At 66.4% G+C, this 13942-nt stretch carries 16 protein-coding genes; 6 read left to right on the top strand and 10 right to left on the bottom strand.

The features are described 5' to 3' along the window. Positions 1 to 5 precede the first annotated feature (5 nt). Positions 6 to 1289, top strand: coding sequence for a phosphoribosylamine--glycine ligase (purD, locus tag C2R25_RS11395; protein ID WP_103729285.1), 1284 nt, complete (start codon positions 6 to 8; stop codon positions 1287 to 1289). After that, positions 1282 to 1767: a hypothetical protein gene (locus C2R25_RS11390; RefSeq protein WP_103729284.1), complete on the top strand. Its 486-nt coding sequence runs from the start codon at positions 1282 to 1284 to the stop codon at positions 1765 to 1767. Before purD ends, C2R25_RS11390 begins: the two co-directional genes overlap by 8 nt. A 27-nt stretch (positions 1768 to 1794) precedes the next feature. On the opposite strand, the gene C2R25_RS11385 is transcribed toward C2R25_RS11390, so the two are convergent. Then, positions 1795 to 2298, bottom strand: a complete 504-nt coding sequence (locus C2R25_RS11385; RefSeq protein ID WP_103729283.1) for a hypothetical protein — start codon at positions 2296 to 2298, stop codon at positions 1795 to 1797. Positions 2299 to 2315: 17 nt separating this feature from the next. After that, positions 2316 to 3311, bottom strand: coding sequence for an adenosine kinase (locus tag C2R25_RS11380; RefSeq protein ID WP_103729282.1), 996 nt, complete (start codon positions 3309 to 3311; stop codon positions 2316 to 2318). Positions 3312 to 3445: 134 nt separating this feature from the next. Here C2R25_RS11380 and C2R25_RS11375 point away from each other — a divergent pair, with 134 nt between their 5' ends. Further along, positions 3446 to 3895 carry a hypothetical protein gene (locus C2R25_RS11375; RefSeq protein WP_103729281.1) on the top strand — a complete coding sequence of 150 codons (450 nt, stop codon included), beginning with the start codon at positions 3446 to 3448 and terminating at the stop codon, positions 3893 to 3895. A 2-nt stretch (positions 3896 to 3897) separates the two neighbouring features. On the opposite strand, the gene C2R25_RS11370 is transcribed toward C2R25_RS11375, so the two are convergent. Beyond that, positions 3898 to 4785, bottom strand: coding sequence for a cation diffusion facilitator family transporter (locus C2R25_RS11370; RefSeq protein ID WP_103729337.1), 888 nt, complete (start codon positions 4783 to 4785; stop codon positions 3898 to 3900). A gap of 35 nt (positions 4786 to 4820) precedes the next feature. Further along, positions 4821 to 5465, bottom strand: a complete 645-nt coding sequence (gene pdxH, locus C2R25_RS11365) for a pyridoxamine 5'-phosphate oxidase (protein ID WP_103729336.1) — start codon at positions 5463 to 5465, stop codon at positions 4821 to 4823. Positions 5466 to 5646: 181 nt separating this feature from the next. On the opposite strand from pdxH, the gene C2R25_RS11360 reads away from it, so the two are divergent. From C2R25_RS11360 to fabI, 3 genes are read left to right on the top strand one after another with little or no spacing between them, the layout of a single operon-like run. Further along, positions 5647 to 6600, top strand: coding sequence for a DnaJ C-terminal domain-containing protein (locus C2R25_RS11360; RefSeq protein ID WP_103729280.1), 954 nt, complete (start codon positions 5647 to 5649; stop codon positions 6598 to 6600). Next, entirely contained in the window at positions 6590 to 7576 is a 987-nt protein-coding gene (locus C2R25_RS11355; protein ID WP_103729279.1) for a YihY/virulence factor BrkB family protein, read from the top strand. The genes C2R25_RS11360 and C2R25_RS11355 overlap by 11 nt, the downstream gene beginning before the upstream one ends. Before the next feature lie 17 nt (positions 7577 to 7593). Continuing rightward, positions 7594 to 8397 carry an enoyl-ACP reductase FabI gene (fabI, locus tag C2R25_RS11350; RefSeq protein ID WP_103729278.1) on the top strand — a complete coding sequence of 268 codons (804 nt, stop codon included), beginning with the start codon at positions 7594 to 7596 and terminating at the stop codon, positions 8395 to 8397. Positions 8398 to 8461: 64 nt separating this feature from the next. On the opposite strand, the gene C2R25_RS11345 is transcribed toward fabI, so the two are convergent. The 6 genes from C2R25_RS11345 to C2R25_RS11320 form a co-directional block, all read right to left on the bottom strand. Continuing rightward, entirely contained in the window at positions 8462 to 9316 is an 855-nt protein-coding gene (locus tag C2R25_RS11345) for a sulfite exporter TauE/SafE family protein (RefSeq protein WP_103729277.1), read from the bottom strand. Between the two features lie 126 nt (positions 9317 to 9442). Next, entirely contained in the window at positions 9443 to 10033 is a 591-nt protein-coding gene (locus C2R25_RS11340) for a hypothetical protein (RefSeq protein WP_103729276.1), read from the bottom strand. Positions 10034 to 10127: 94 nt separating this feature from the next. Further along, complete coding sequence (locus C2R25_RS11335) at positions 10128 to 10640, bottom strand: demethoxyubiquinone hydroxylase family protein (RefSeq protein ID WP_103729335.1); 513 nt, start codon at positions 10638 to 10640, stop codon at positions 10128 to 10130. A 10-nt stretch (positions 10641 to 10650) separates the two neighbouring features. Beyond that, positions 10651 to 11136, bottom strand: coding sequence for a disulfide bond formation protein B (locus C2R25_RS11330; protein ID WP_103729275.1), 486 nt, complete (start codon positions 11134 to 11136; stop codon positions 10651 to 10653). Between the two features lie 14 nt (positions 11137 to 11150). Beyond that, positions 11151 to 12506 carry a S41 family peptidase gene (locus C2R25_RS11325; RefSeq protein ID WP_103729274.1) on the bottom strand — a complete coding sequence of 452 codons (1356 nt, stop codon included), beginning with the start codon at positions 12504 to 12506 and terminating at the stop codon, positions 11151 to 11153. A 198-nt stretch (positions 12507 to 12704) separates the two neighbouring features. Then, complete coding sequence (locus C2R25_RS11320) at positions 12705 to 13940, bottom strand: murein hydrolase activator EnvC (RefSeq protein ID WP_233203922.1); 1236 nt, start codon at positions 13938 to 13940, stop codon at positions 12705 to 12707. Between the last annotated feature and the right edge of the window lie 2 nt (positions 13941 to 13942).

The following is a 13942-nucleotide window of genomic DNA, read 5'->3' as shown; positions in this document are numbered from 1 at the left end:
GGGAAATGAACATCCTGCTACTGGGTTCGGGCGGCCGCGAACATGCGCTGGCCTGGAAGCTGGCGCAATCCCCGCGCTGTGATGCCCTGTGGGCGGCGCCTGGAAATCCCGGGATCGCGGAAGAGGCAACCTGCATCGATCTGGACGCCACCGATCACGCGGCCATCCTGAAGTTCTGCGACGAAAAGGCGATCGGTCTCGTCGTGGTCGGCCCGGAAGCGCCGCTGGTCGACGGCCTGGCGGATTCGCTGCGGGCGGGCGGGGTCGCCGTCTTCGGCCCCAGCAAGGCCGCCGCACAGCTCGAAGGGTCGAAGGGGTTCACCAAAGACCTGTGCGCGCGCGCCGGCATCCCGACCGGCGGCTACGAACGCGTCTCCACCCTGACCGATGGCCAGGCCGCGCTGGAGCGCTTCGGTGCCCCGGTCGTCATCAAGGCCGATGGTCTTGCCGCGGGCAAAGGCGTCACCGTCGCCATGACGATGGAGGAGGCGGAAGCGGCCATTCAGGACATCTTCGCCGGACGCTTCGGGGAAGCCGGCGCGGAAGCCGTGATCGAGGAGTTCCTCGAAGGTGAGGAGGCGAGCTTCTTCGCCCTGACCGACGGCGCCACCATCGTTCCCTTCGCCTCGGCGCAGGACCACAAGCGGGTGGGCGATGGGGACACCGGGCCGAACACGGGCGGCATGGGCGCCTACAGCCCCGCGCGCGTTCTCACGCCCGAACTTCAGGCCGAAGCGATGACCCGGATCATCGCGCCTACGGTGAAGACTCTGGCGAATGAAGGCATGCCCTATTCCGGCGTGCTGTTCCTCGGCCTCATGCTGACCGCCAAGGGGCCGCAGCTAATCGAGTATAACTGCCGTTTTGGCGATCCGGAATGCCAGGTCATGATGATGCGCCTCGAAAGCGATCTCGTCGAACTGCTGCACGCCTGTGCCGAGAACCGCCTCGCGGCCATTCAGCCTCCGCGTTTCTCGGACGATGTCGCGCTGACGGTCGTGATGGCTGCCAGCGGCTACCCCGGCACGCCCGAGAAGGGCGGAGCGATCCGCAACATCGACGCGGCCGAAGGCGAAGGAGCGAAAGTCTTCCACGCGGGCACGGCCATAAAGGACGGGAGCCTTGTCGCCAGCGGTGGCCGCGTCCTGGCTGTCACCGCCCGTGCCGGAAGCGTGACTGAAGCGCAGGCAAGCGCTTATGCGGCGGTCGATCGGATCGACTTCACCTCCGGCTTCTGTCGCCGCGACATCGGCTGGCGAGAGGTGGCGCGCGAAAAGGCCCATGCTTAAGCACGCCGACCCCATCCTGAAGCTCTGCCTGGCGCTCGGTGCCCTTCTGGCCGGGGCAGGCGTGGGCTACTATTTCGGTATATACCTGCCCGCGCAGGACATCCGCCGACAGACGCTTGCCATGGCGGAAAAGCAGTCCCGCGCGGCGGAGCAGGCAAAGGCCCTCGCCATCCGCGCGCAGCGGGAGCGGGAGGCGCAGGCCGCTTATGAACAGTGCGTGGCGTCCAGCGAAATGGCCTATCGCCAGCGCTGGAACCAGGCATGCGAGGCGATGCACGATGCGGATCGCGCGGCTTTCGACGATTGCGCGGACGACTTCTTCAGCACGCGCGGCGGCTGCCTTGCGCGGCATCCGATCCGGCCTGCGCAGGATTGCGCGCTGCCCAGCCGGACGGCGCAGTCGCTTTCGGATGCACGGGATCAGCGCAAGGGACAGTGCGCCGCCCAGCTGCAGACGGCGCAACGGGCGCAGCCCTAGTTCCTGCAGCAGGACGGAGGCGAGGTGTCAGACCTCGCCGTTCACCAGAAGGTTGACCATGAGCGCAAGCCGCTGGGCATCGTCGCGTGCAAGGTGCTGCCGGGGAAGCCGCTTTCTCGCCGCTTCCACCGCAGCGGCCACCTGATCGCGGGTGAAGCGGTGTTCCTGCAGCAATTCGCCAAGGTGATGAACGGGAAACGGCAAGGGTCGGCGCACCGCCTGGCACAGGACTTCCAGCCAGTACTGGTCGAGATCCGCATCGGCGTAGACACGGCAGTCCTTGGCGAAATCCGCCATCTCGTCGAGGACGTGCTCCGCGGTAAGGCCCTGTGTCTCCAGCAGCGCGCGGGAGATGCCGTGCAGGGCCTCTGCCTCGGGCGACCAGTCCCAATAGCGCCAGGCTTCCACCGGGCGGATCAGCCAGGCGCGGCTTGAGCCGTCGCTGCGCGCCAGGGCAACTTCGATGGGGTAGGACTGCCCATAATCGGGCAGGCAGCTCGCTTCGAAGTCGATCAGCGCGGGACAGCTCAAGCGCGTTCCTTTCCGGTTCAGCCCATGCGGCGGTTCACGTACTCTGCCAGATCGCATTCCGGGCGGGCCCCGTAGTGCGAAATGATTTCGCTGGCACAGATCGAACCCATCTGCAGGCACTCCTGCAGGGATTTGCCCCGAACGTGACCATAGAGGAAGCCGGCCGCGAAAAGATCCCCGGCGCCGGTGGTGTCGATCACCCGGTCGATCGGCTGCGCGGCCACCTCGGCCCGCTCTCCGTTCGTAAGCGCCACGGCGCCTTCCGCGCCCTTGGTGACGACCAGCACCTGCACCTTGTCCGACAGCATGGCGATGCCGTCTTCGAACGAGGACGTGCCGGTGAGCGTCGCCATCTCGTGTTCGTTGCAAAACAGCAGGTCGATTGCACCCTCTTCGATCAGCGCGAGGAAGTCGCCCCGGTGCCGCTCGATCACGAAGCTTTCCGAAGGCGTGAAGGCGATCTTGCGGCCCGCGTCCCGTGCGGCCGCGATGGCCTTGCGCATGGCCGCGCGCGGCTCTTCCGGATCCCACAGGTAGCCTTCGAGATAGAGGACGGCGGCCTCGGCGATCTTTGCCGCGTCCAGCTTCTCGGCCGGCAGCAGGTGCGAGGCGCCGAGGAAGGTGTTCATCGTGCGCTGGCCGTCGGGCGTCACGAAGATCAGGCAGCGCGCCGTCGGCGGCTGACCCGGGCGGGCCGGGACGTCGAATTCGATGCCGGCGGCGCGGATATCGTGCGTGAAGACCTCGCCCAGCTGATCCTCGGCGACCTGACCGATGAAACCGCACTTCGCGCCGAGCGCGGCAAGGCCTGCGAGGGTGTTCGCAGCGGAGCCGCCTGATATTTCCCGCGCCGGACCCATGGCGTCGTACAGGGTGCGCGCCTGGTCCGCGTCGATCAGCATCATGCCGCCACGGGAAAGGCCAAGCTCCTCGATCTGGGTATCCGAGCAGTTGCCAATGACGTCGATGATGGCGTTGCCAATGGCGATTACGTCCAGACGGGGTTGCGTCATGGGGTTGATAAGTCCTTCGTGTCCGGAAAAAGTGTTGCCAAGGCGAGTAGCGTGCGGCTTGCCGCTCGGCAAGCGCTGCCCGGACGAAGGGGCGTTGACTCGAAAGCCGGGGCGCGCAATGCCCCGGCCCGACCATGAGCAACACCCTCAATGCCCGAGCCGCCCTGAACCGCCGTCTTGCCGCACCGCTTGCGGCGGTGACACTGGCGCTCGCCGTCTCGGCCTGCGCCGGTGGCGCGATCCCGAGCACGTCGGCTCCGAAGCGCATAAAAGGCGTTCCGGCCGTGCGGCAGCCCAACCGGGCCGCGCCGCGCGATGCCGCCATCCAGATGGCCCCGGGCCTCGAAGGCGTGATCGGGGCGAACCAGGGCCAGCTTGTCCGCACCTTCGGACAGCCGCGCCTCGACGTCTGGGAGGGTGACGCCCGCAAGCTGCAGTTCAGCGGAACCGCCTGCGTCCTCGACGTCTTCCTCTATCCCAGCTCCACCTCGAGGGAGCCGCACGCAACCTACGTCGAGGCACGCCGCAGCTCCGACGGCCAGAACGTCGACCGCGCCGCTTGTGTCGCCGCTCTGAAGAGGTAGCCTCAGCTTACCCGGATCGGCGGGAGGATGTCCTTGCCCGCCGCGCCCGCTTCATCGACCAGACCTTCAGGGTCGGTGTGGATGAGGATTTCGGTATCGGGAAACGCGCTTCGCAATTTGCTTTCCAGCGCGTCCGTGACCTTGTGCGCCTCCCGCACGGTCATGTCGGCATCGACCCAGACGTGGAACTGGACGAAGTCCCTGTTGCCCGATGTGCGCGTGCGCAGGTCGTGAACGCCGCTGATGTCCGGATTGCCAGCGAGAAGCGCCAGCAGGCGCTCCTTTTTCTCGGGCGGCCATTCGTGATCCATCAGCTGGTCCAGCACCTGCTTCGAGGCGCCCCAGGCCCCCCAGCCCAGCCAGCCTGCGATGGCGAGACCGAAAAGCGGGTCTGCACCCGACAGCCCCGCATACCGGTCGAGGACAAGCGCCGCGATCACCGCCAGGTTAAGCAGGAGATCTGATTGGTAATGGGTGCTGTCCGTGCTGATGGCGAGGCTTCCGGTGCGGCGCACCACGTGGCGCTGCCAGCCGACCAGCAGCAAGGTCACCGCGATAGCCGCCAGGGAGACGCCGATCCCGTTACCGGCTGACTGCACGCGACTGCCCGCGAAGAACTGCTCCACCGCCCGGCTGGCGATACCCAGCGCCGAGAGCGAGATCAGCACGATCTGGAAGAGAGCAGCGATCGCCTCCGCCTTGCCATGGCCGAAGCGGTGCTTGTCGTCGGGAGGATGCGCCGCGATCCCTACGCCGATCAGAGTCGCAACGCTCGCCACCAGATCGAGCGCGGTGTCGGCCAGGCTGCCCAGCATCGCCGTGGAACCGGTGGACCAAGCCGCCCAACCCTTGATCCCGAGGAGGATCCCCCCCGCCGCGAGGCTGGCCATCGCGGCGCTGCGGTTGAGGTCGGCCGAAGTGCGGCTCACGGGTAAAGCAGCGTGCTGGCCCACCCGTCGGGGCCGTGTTCGAAGCGGCGGCGTTCGTGGAGACGGAACGGCCTGTCGTGCCAGAACTCCATCGCCTGCGGCCGGACCCGCCAGCCGCCCCAGTGCCGGGGCCGCTCGACGTCCTCGCCCTCGAACCGTGCGCGTGCGCGCTCATAGCGGGAGAGGAAGGTGGACCGCGCATCCAGGGGGGCGGACTGGTCGGAAGCAACCGCGCCCAGTTGCGAATCGCGGGCACGCGAATGGAAGTAGGCTTCGGCTTCGGCGTCGCTGACCGGCGACACCACACCTTCGATCCGTATCTGGCGGCGCAGGCTCTTCCAGTGGAAGAGCAGCGCGACGTTCGGGTTCGCCACGATCTCGCGCCCCTTGCGGCTGTGGCCGTTGGTGTAGAACACGAAGCCTTCCGGCCCGTGATCCTTCAGCAGCACCATGCGAACCGAAGGCAGGCCGTCCGGCGTGGCCGTAGCCAGCGCCATCGCATTGGAATCGTTCGGCTCCGAAGCGCGCGCTTCCTCGTACCACTGCGCGAACAGCCTGAAGGGATCGCCATGAGGGATGACCTCACGGACCTGCTCGGGATCGCCGCTGACGATGGATTCGCTGGGAGACGAAGGGGTCATGATGTGCATGTCCTGCCGTTGAGAAAGGGCAACTCGCCCGCCGTTGCCCCGGTTGCGCAAGGCTGCGCCTTGATCATGGACAATTCGAAAAGCGATTAAGGGACCTGCCGTAGACGTGCAACCCACCGGAATAGCCACACGACCGCTTGTCCAAACCCCGGCCGCAACCTAGCTAGGCCACATGGCAGCAGATCCTTATTCCATCTTGGGCGTTTCCCGCGGCGCAAGCGAGAAGGACATCAAGTCCGCCTATCGCAAGCTGGCGAAGGAACTTCACCCGGACACCAACACGAACAACCCGCGTGCGGCGGAACGCTTCAGCGAAGTGACCGGCGCCTACGACCTGCTTTCGGACAAGACGAAGCGGGCCCAGTTCGATCGCGGCGAGATCGATGCGGAAGGCAATCCGACGAACCCGTTCGGCGGTGGCTACGGGGGCGGCTTTGGCGGCGGTCCCGGCGGGCAGCGTGGATTTGGCGGCGGCTTCGGCGCAGAAGACGGTATCGATCTGGAGGACATCTTCGGCGGTATCTTCGGCGGCGGCGCCGGTGGACGTGGTGGCGGCATGGGGGGCATGGGCGGCGGACGCGGCCGTGCGGCCCCGCGCGGCGCGAATGTGAACTACCGGCTTGCCGTGTCGTTGACCGACGCGGCGGAGCTGAAGCCGCAGCGCATCACCCTCTCCGACGGCAAGACGATCGACCTCAAGCTGCCAGCCGGTGTGGAGGACGGAACTCAGATGCGGCTGGCCGGCAAGGGCGAGCCCGGGCCCGGCGGCGCTGGCGATGCCACTGTCACCATCCAGGTCCAGCCTCACGCCTTCTTCAAGCGCGATGGCGACGACCTTCGCCTGGACCTTCCCGTCACCCTGGATGAGGCGGTGGCCGGGGCCCGGATCAAGGCTCCGACCGCGTCCGGCGCGGTGATGCTGTCAGTTCCGGCCGGCGCCAGTTCCGGCAAAGTGCTGCGCCTGAAGGGTCGCGGCATGACCCGCAAGGACGGCACGCGGGGCGACCAGCTCATCACCCTCCAGATCGTCCTGCCGGAGGCGGCGAGCGAAGCGGCAGCCGATCTCGCCCGCCGTCTCGAAGGCTGGCAGGACACGCGCGACGTACGCGGAAAACTTGGCGTCTGACGCGCCGACGCGCGCCGCCCCGGCGGAGCATGAACGCACCGACGCTTTGCGGCGGAAGCTGAAACACAACATTCGCCGCCGGGCCGGGCCGGGGACGCGCGTCTTTCGGGTAGTGATGCGCATTGCCGGCGGCACGTGGGACGACGGCTTCATTCACGCCGGGAACCTTGCCTACATGTCGCTGCTGGCGCTGTTTCCGTTCTTCATTGCCCTTGCCGCCATCCTGTCCGTGCTGGGAGAGCAGGACCAGATGGGCGCTTCCATCGACACGATTCTCCACACCCTGCCGCCGCGTGTCGCCGACGTGCTGCGGCCGGTGGCCTACGACGTAGCCGCAGCGCGGCACGGCTGGCTGCTGTGGATCGGCGGCTTTCTCGGCCTGTGGACGGCGGGCAGTCTGGTGGAGACGATCCGCGACATCCTTCACCGTGCCTACGACGTGAAGAAGCGCCTGCACTTTTGGCGCTCACGCCTCGTGTCAAGCGCGGTCATCTTCGGATCCGTCCTGCTGCTGCTCATCTCCCTGTCCTCGCAAGTGCTACTTTCCGCCGCCGAGACGATCCTTGCCACGCTTTTCCCAAGGCTCGGCACTCTTTCGGACCAGATGGCGGTCTCGACGGCAGTCAGCGCGGGCGGCATCTTCGTGTCGATTTACCTGCTGTTCTATCTGCTTACCCCATCCGACTATCAGGGGCGCGGCTACCTCAAATGGCCCGGCGCGGTCTTCGTGACAGCCTGGTGGCTGCTCGTCGCCTGGGCCCTCCCGAAAGTCCTGCAGAGCTTTCTCATGTATGACCTGACATACGGAAGCCTTGCCGGAGTGATGATCGCGCTTTTCTTTTTCTGGCTTGTGGGACTAGGGATGGTCATAGGCGCCGAACTTAACGCGGCGCTTGCGCAGGCAAACGAGGCGACAGTCGGCCCCGCAAGCCCGCCATCGACGGCCGACACGGCCTCACGGCCCAACGACGAATAGTTTACAGGAAGAAACGAATGACCGGTCTGATGCACGGTAAGAGGGGCCTCATCATGGGCCTTGCCAACGACAAGTCGCTGGCCTGGGGTATTGCGAAGAAGCTGCACGAACAGGGCGCCGAACTGGCGTTCTCCTATCAGGGCGACGCCCTCGCCAAGCGGGTGAAGCCGCTGGCCGCAAGCCTTGGCTCCGATTTCCTCATCGACTGCGACGTGTCGAGCATGGAGGCGCTCGACGCGGCCTTCTCCACCCTGGCGGAGCGCTGGGAGACAATCGACTTCGTCGTTCACGCGATCGGCTTCTCGGACAAGAACGAGCTGCGCGGCAAGTACGTCGACACCAGCCTCGACAACTTCCTGCTTACCATGAACGTCTCGGCCTATTCGCTGGTAGCCGTCACCAAGCGCGCGATGGCGATGATGCCGAACGGCGGGTCCATCCTCACGCTGACCTATTACGGCGCCGAGAAGGTCGTGCCGCACTACAACGTGATGGGCGTGGCCAAGGCCGCCCTCGAATCCTCGGTCATGTACCTTGCCAACGACCTTGGCCCGCAGGGCATCCGCGTCAACGCGATCTCGGCGGGACCGGTCAAGACCCTGGCGGCCAGCGGCATCGGTGATTTCCGCTACATCCTGAAGTGGAACGAGCTGAATTCGCCACTGCGTCGCAACACCACGATCGAAGACGTCGGCGGTTCGGCACTCTACTTCCTGTCCGATCTTTCCTCGGGCGTGACGGGTGAGACGCACCACGTCGATTCGGGGTACCACCTCGTCGGCATGAAGCAGGAAGACGCGCCTGACATTGCACTGGCCTGACCGGCGCCACCACGACGAAAGGGCCGGAGGGAAACTTCCGGCCCTTTGTTTTTCTGATGACGCTCTACGGGGTCTCCACGGCCCGGGCGGGGGCGATCGCCTCGATCTTCACCTTCTCGGGCGCTGTCGCCTTGACGAAGAGCTGCCACGACGAAATCGCGAGCACCGCCGCCAGCAGGGGCTGCAACACGCGGTCCGGGGCGTGCGTGGACAGATAGCTGCCAACCACGACGCCCGGGATCGAGCCGATCAGCAGGTTCGTCAGCAGGGTTCCGTCGACGTCCCCCATGATCCAGTGCCCGGTGCCGGCGATCAGCGCCAGCGGGACGGCGTGGGCGATGTCGGACCCCACGATCCGTGCGACCTGAAGCTGCGGGTACAGCACGAGCAGCACGGTAACGCCGATTGCACCGGCGCCCACGGAGGAGATTGAGACGGCAAGGCCGATGAGCGCGCCGAGCACGATCGTTCCGCCCACTTCTCGGCCCGCGGATCGGCGGGCGCTGCAATCATGGGCATGGCGAAAAAGCCACTTTCGCCCAATGACCGCCAGCGAGGTCAAGGCGAGAAGGCAGGCCAGCGATACCAGAATGATCTGCTCGGTTGATTCGCCCACCTTGCCGATCAGGGCCAGGGCCACCAGCGTGACGAGAGCGGCGGGGATGCTGCCAAGTGCCATGCGCCTGACGATCGTCCATTCCACCGTTTCCCGGGAGCCGTGAACGGCCGAACCGGCAATCTTGGTAAGGGCGGCAAAGAGAAGGTCGGTGCCGACTGCGGTCTTCGCGCTGACGCCGAACAGGAGCACCAGCAGCGGCGTCATCAGCGAGCCGCCGCCTACGCCGGTAAGGCCGACGAGGCCACCCACGAACAGCCCCGCGATAGCATGGTAGATGTCGATCGTTTCGGTTACGCCCAAGGCTCGCCCCTCCCGCACAGGGACATGCGCAGGGATGCGCCCGCTTCATGCCCCTTACCCCCGTCTTGCAGCCGGTTCCCCAACACAAGACAAGCAGGTTTAGCGTTTCAGCCGGGCAAGCCCAGCTTACTTGCGGGGTGACTCGCCCGGAGGAGGAAGCGGTGCGTCAGTACCTCCTTCGGCGGTGTCACGCTCAGCCTGCTGGCGCTGCTGCTGCTCGAAATAGGCCTGCTCGGCCTCTTCGACCCGGGCCTGCTCCGCCGCGGCCTGAGCGTCGATCGTCGAGAGCCGCTTCTCACGCTCTTCCTCGATCAGTTCGCTGAAGCGCACTTCCGAGCTGTTCGCCCTTTCGGCGAAGGCGCGGTTCACGAGCTGCTGCGTGCAGCCGAGAGAGCCGCCCGCCCCGACCGGGGAACAGCTGAGCGTCCCGAAGCGGCCCACCGTCTCGTAAGCCTGCACCTTGTTTGCCCAGGCTTCCGATTGAGGCTTGTCTATGCCTCGTAGCGGCTCGGGTATACGGTAGCGCTCTTCCTCCGGCTTGCGGGCACAGACGGTGATCTCCCCGGACGCCGACGTCGGGCACGGATCGTCACCGTAAACGATGAGCTGGTTCACCTTGTCACCGCCGGGATCGACCATCGCGCCTTCCTGGGCGAAGGCAGGCGCGGCCGCCAGCGAGAGAGCTACGATAGCGGCGGAAGCGAGGCGGCGGGTCATCGGTTGCTCCAACAGGTCAGATCGGCGATTTTTCCGCCCTGCCATAGGGAAGCGGCGGATTGAATGACAGCTTAAGGGAAGAACCCCGGGACGATCATATCCGTTCCGAAAGCTTTATGGCGACCCGGCAGCCCAAGCGGATGGCGTTGAACAGCACCGGGTAGGCCGGCGCCTTCTCCGCTCCGGCGGCAAGCGCGGCATCGCGATGCTCCCGCTCCTCGTCGCGGAACTTGCGGATCGTTGCGCCGAGTTCGGGATCTTCATCGCCCAACTCCTCAAGCTGTTCGGTGTAGTGCCGGTCGATCTCGGTCTCGATCGCCGCCGTACAGGCCATCGCCGCTTCGGGTCCGATCAGCGCGGTCGCCGCGCCAAGGACGTACCCGGCGGCAGACCAAACCGGCTGGAGCAGTGTCGGGCGCACGCCGCGCTCGGCGATCATGGCATCGAATTTGGCCTGATGCTCCGCCTCCTGCGAGGCCATGCTGGCGACTTCGGCCGAGTGCGGCGCGCGGGATCCCATCACCGCCAGCTGGCCCGCATAGATCCGGGTGGCGCCGTATTCACCCGCCTGGTCCACGCGAAGCATGCGCTCCTTGGTCTTGCTCATTGCCTTCACGTCATGCCTTTCCTTCACTGCGGGCGATGAGGCCGAAGATGGCCAGGGCGCCGGCCGTTGAGAACAGGAAGTTCCATCCTGCCAGAGAGACGCCCAGGACGCTCCAGGGTGCCACGTCGCAACGAATCACCGGCGCACTCATGATCGCATCCAGCGGATCGCCACCGGCCGCGAAGGTATCTGCGGTGCAGGCGCTCATCCCCTCCCACCAGCCGTATTCCACGCCGGCATGGAAGCCGCCGATCAGGCCGGAGGCCAGGATCGCCAGCGCGGCCACGGCCACGAGGGGCCGGGCCGGGCGCCAGAAGAACGCCAGCCCCGCCAGTACGATCGCAACCGCATGCGGGTAGCGCTGCCACCAGCACATCTCGCACGGATAAAGCCCGAAGACGTATTCGCTCACCAGGGCACCGCCGAGCAGGCCGACGGACAGACCAAGGGCGAGCGCGCGGGCGGCGCGCACGGGTGCGGCAACCGGAATAGGCATTCGCGACCCGACCGTCAGTTCTTCGTCGCGGCGGCGAAAGCGGGTTTGCCGCTGGTGCGCTGGAGCGTGCTGATGGCGTAGTGAAGCTGGAAGTCCTTGATACCCTGCTTTTCGAGCTCGGCGGCCGTGACCTTGAAACGGGGGTCGTCCTGCTTGTCGGTCTCCAGATCCTTGTCCTTGATCGCCGCCTCGTTGATGAGATGACCGCGCAGATCGGATTCGCGCACGGCACGCTCCGCCCTGGCCCGCGCATCCGGATCGGAAAGCTGGGGCACCTTGATATCGGGCGTGATGCCGCCTTCCTGCACCGAGTGGCCGGCGGGCGTGAAGTACCGCGCCGTGGTGAGCTTGATCGCGCTTTTCGAATCGAGCGGCAGGAACGACTGGACCGATCCCTTGCCGAAGGTACGCTCACCCATCACGACCGCGCGGCGCTGGTCCTGCAACGCCCCAGCCACGATTTCGGAAGCGGATGCGGAGCCGGCGTCCACCAGCACCACCACCGGCAGATCCTTGGCCGCATCGCCGCGGAACATGGATTCGGCGCGGTAGAACTGGTTCTCACTGGGATTGCGGCCACGTTGCGAGACGATATCCCCCTTTTCGAGGAACAGGTCGGACAGGGCCACTGCTTCGTCCAGCGAACCGCCGGGGTTGGAGCGCAGGTCGAGCACGAGGCCAGCCAGCTTGCCGCCGCCCTTCACCGCCGCCTGCTTCTTCAGGTCGGCGATGGCGGTGTTCACGTCGTTGCCGACATCGCGTGAGAACTCGTTCACGGAGATGACGCCGACGTTGTCCTTGTACTCCCACGTAACGGGTTCCAGCTCGATCACGCCGCGCGTGACCGTCACGTCGAAGGGCTCGTCGCGGCCGGGGCGGAAGATCGTCAGCCGGATCGACGTTCCGGCCTCTCCGCGCATCTTCGATACGGCTTCATCCAGGTCGCGCTCGTAGTAGAGCACGCCGTCGAGATGCGTGATGTAGTCTCCGGCCTTCAGCCCGGCCTTCTCCGCCGGGCTGCCCTTGAAGGGCGACACGATCTTCACGGCTCCGTCATCTTCCACGACCGAGAGGCCGAGGCCGGTGTACTTACCGTCGATCATCGTTTCCAGACGCTGAAGCGACTGGCCGTCCAGGTAGTTGGAGTGAGGATCGAGGCTGGCAAGCATGCCGTCGATCGCACCCTTGAGCAGCTTGTCGTCATCCACCTGGTCGACATAGTTGTCCTTGACGATCTGATAGATCGTGAAGAGCTTGTCGAACTCATGGCTGGTGCGCGAGTCCACCGCCGCAAGGCCGGATGTCGCGACGGGCACGACGGCCACGGCCGAGACCAGCAGCGCGGCGCGAAGGAAGGGGGCGATCTTCATCAGGCTGATGCCTTCTTCTTATTCGATCCGGCGCAAGACGCGCCGATCCGGTGTCATAGTTCCATCCTATCGCCCGTTGACCTTGAACGCCAGCGGAACGGCGGTGTCGCGGCACATATAGGAACGGCTCCGGAGGATGTCCTGAGGCTAGGAGAAGAATTCTGCGCCGCCCCCGCAGATGCGCCTGGTCAGCGCAAATCACAGCGATCGGACATACTGCAACGGGTTCACCGGCATCCCATCGTGCCGCAGCTCAACCATGACCCGCGGCGATAGCGGTCCGGCGGTCCCGATCGGAGAGCCGGCGACGACGCTTTCACCCACCTCCACCGCCGCCCGCGCAAGACCTGTGACAAGCGATGTCCAGCCGCTCGCATGCTCCACGATGACGATGCTGCCATAGCCGCGATAGGGTCCTGCGAAGGCGATCCGTCCGGCCGCCGGCGCAATGACCTGCGCATGCGCGCGCGGGACCAGCACCAGCCCTCTTGAACGCGCCTCCCCGGGAGCATCCTCTCCGAAACCGGTCAGCACACGGCCCGTCACGGGCAGCACATAGCTGGAGAGCCCTTCCGGCAAAGCATCGAAGTGTCCCGACCCTATGACCCGCGCCTCCTCCGGGCGAGCCGGACGCAATATGGGGCCGGGCAGAGCGGCGAGTTGCGCCCGTAGTCGCCCCTGCTTGCCTACTTCGGTCACGAGATCGCCCAGATCCCGCGCCTTCTCCGCAAGGGCAAGCGCACGCTCGCTCTCTCGCGCCGCGATGCCGCTCACCTTGCGCCCGTCGAGACGCTGGCGTGTCTCGATCGCGGCAAGCTGCTGGCGGCGTTCGCGCAGGACTGATTGCGCACGCACCAGACCCGCAGCGGCCGCCTTTGCCTGCTGCTCCAGGGCCCGCCCCTGCTCGATCGAGGCGCGAAGGCTTCGGGTACGCCGCTCCACCTCGGGCAGCATCGTGTCCAGCAGCGCGCGCATGTAGACCGCGTCCCTGACCGAACCCGGCCGCAGAACAGCGAGCAGCGGCGGCCGGCGGGAGAGGCGCTGCAACGAGGCCGTCAGCCGCGCCAGAGGTTCCTGCTTCTTCGCCAGCTGCCGCCGCAGGACGGCGCGCTGGGAGGTGATGAGGCGTAACTGCGCGTCCTGAACCGCGATCTGCGCATCGGCTTCCTGGATACGAGCGGCGACGGCAGCCGCTTCCCTGGCGGTGGCGTCCGCCTGCCGGGAAACGGCACGCGCCCTGTGCTCCAGTTTCTCGGCCCGGACGCGAGCGGCCGCCCCTTCCCGCTGCGCCGCGAGCATATCCTGCCGCGCCTGCCCCGCGCTTACGGACGGGTCGAGGACGACGAGCCCGCCCGGCTGCGTCATCGCCCGTGTGCCGAACACCACGCAACCGGCGACCGCAAGAGTCAGGACGAGGCGGGCGGCAGACTTCACGC

This window comes from Novosphingobium sp. HII-3 (assembly GCF_002916655.1).
Lineage (GTDB): Bacteria > Pseudomonadota > Alphaproteobacteria > Sphingomonadales > Sphingomonadaceae > Novosphingobium > Novosphingobium panipatense.
The sequence above is the reverse complement of the archived record's forward strand: the minus strand, read 5'-3'. Positions and strand labels throughout refer to the sequence as shown.

Coding starts and splice junctions, on each gene's coding strand:
- pdxH (WP_103729336.1), bottom strand. CDS start 5,465: ATGACCCCTTCGTCTCCCAGCGAATCCATCGTCAGCGGCGATCCCGAG.
- C2R25_RS11390 (WP_103729284.1), top strand. CDS start 1,282: ATGCTTAAGCACGCCGACCCCATCCTGAAGCTCTGCCTGGCGCTCGGT.
- C2R25_RS11330 (WP_103729275.1), bottom strand. CDS start 11,136: ATGCCTATTCCGGTTGCCGCACCCGTGCGCGCCGCCCGCGCGCTCGCC.
- C2R25_RS11375 (WP_103729281.1), top strand. CDS start 3,446: ATGAGCAACACCCTCAATGCCCGAGCCGCCCTGAACCGCCGTCTTGCC.
- purD (WP_103729285.1), top strand. CDS start 6: ATGAACATCCTGCTACTGGGTTCGGGCGGCCGCGAACATGCGCTGGCC.
- C2R25_RS11360 (WP_103729280.1), top strand. CDS start 5,647: ATGGCAGCAGATCCTTATTCCATCTTGGGCGTTTCCCGCGGCGCAAGC.
- C2R25_RS11380 (WP_103729282.1), bottom strand. CDS start 3,311: ATGACGCAACCCCGTCTGGACGTAATCGCCATTGGCAACGCCATCATC.
- C2R25_RS11325 (WP_103729274.1), bottom strand. CDS start 12,506: ATGAAGATCGCCCCCTTCCTTCGCGCCGCGCTGCTGGTCTCGGCCGTG.
- C2R25_RS11335 (WP_103729335.1), bottom strand. CDS start 10,640: ATGAGCAAGACCAAGGAGCGCATGCTTCGCGTGGACCAGGCGGGTGAA.
- fabI (WP_103729278.1), top strand. CDS start 7,594: ATGACCGGTCTGATGCACGGTAAGAGGGGCCTCATCATGGGCCTTGCC.
- C2R25_RS11370 (WP_103729337.1), bottom strand. CDS start 4,785: ATGGCCAGCCTCGCGGCGGGGGGGATCCTCCTCGGGATCAAGGGTTGG.
- C2R25_RS11340 (WP_103729276.1), bottom strand. CDS start 10,033: ATGACCCGCCGCCTCGCTTCCGCCGCTATCGTAGCTCTCTCGCTGGCG.